The following is a 1,184-nucleotide window of genomic DNA, read 5'->3' as shown; positions in this document are numbered from 1 at the left end:
AAGCTCATCACCAGGTGTGGCCCCCCTTCTCCCGAAGTTACGGGGGCATTTTGCCGAGTTCCTTAACCATAGTTCACCCGAACGCCTCGGTATTCTCTACCAGACCACCTGAGTCGGTTTAGGGTACGGGCCGCCATGAAACTCGCTAGAGGCTTTTCTCGACAGCATAGGATCATCCACTTCACCACAATCGGCTCGGCATCAGGTCTCAGACTATTGCCAGGCGGATTTACCTACCTGACGTCCTACACCCTTACCCCGGGACAACCACCGCCCGGGATGGACTACCTTCCTGCGTCACCCCATCACTCACCTACTGCAAGTCTGGTTCGTCGGCTCCACCACTCCCCTTCACCCGAAGGCTCCGGGGCGGCTTCACGGACTTAGCATCGCCTGGTTCGATGTTTGACGCTTCACAGCGGGTACCGGAATATCAACCGGTTATCCATCGACTACGCCTGTCGGCCTCGCCTTAGGTCCCGACTTACCCTGGGCAGATCAGCTTGACCCAGGAACCCTTGGTCAATCGGCGCAAACGTTTCTCACGTTTGTATCGCTACTCATGCCTGCATTCTCACTCGTCAACCGTCCACAACTCGCTTACACGGCTGCTTCACCCGGCAGACGACGCTCCCCTACCCATCACGATCCCCGTTGGGGGTACATATCGCAATGACACGACTTCGGCGGTACGCTTGAGCCCCGCTACATTGTCGGCGCGGAATCACTAGACCAGTGAGCTATTACGCACTCTTTCAAGGGTGGCTGCTTCTAAGCCAACCTCCTGGTTGTCTCTGCGACTCCACATCCTTTCCCACTTAGCGTACGCTTAGGGGCCTTAGTCGATGCTCTGGGCTGTTTCCCTCTCGACCATGGAGCTTATCCCCCACAGTCTCACTGCCGCGCTCTCACTTACCGGCATTCGGAGTTTGGCTAAGGTCAGTAACCCGGTAGGGCCCATCGCCTATCCAGTGCTCTACCTCCGGCAAGAAACACACGACGCTGCACCTAAATGCATTTCGGGGAGAACCAGCTATCACGGAGTTTGATTGGCCTTTCACCCCTAACCACAGGTCATCCCCCAGGTTTTCAACCCTGGTGGGTTCGGTCCTCCACGAAGTCTTACCTCCGCTTCAACCTGCCCATGGCTAGATCACTCCGCTTCGGGTCTTGAGCGTGCTACT

1 rRNA gene (running past one end of the window) is annotated in these 1,184 nt (G+C 56.8%); it reads right to left on the bottom strand.

Annotated elements, in window-relative coordinates:
• Positions 1-1,184: ribosomal RNA gene (locus ACZ4Z3_RS40145) — 23S ribosomal RNA — on the bottom strand (its annotated part extends 1,279 nt beyond the left edge of the window); the annotation flags it as partial.

The organism is Streptomyces sp. NPDC030296, from assembly GCF_055572815.1.
Note: the sequence above shows the minus strand (reverse complement) of the source record. Positions and strands in the feature narration are given on the sequence as shown.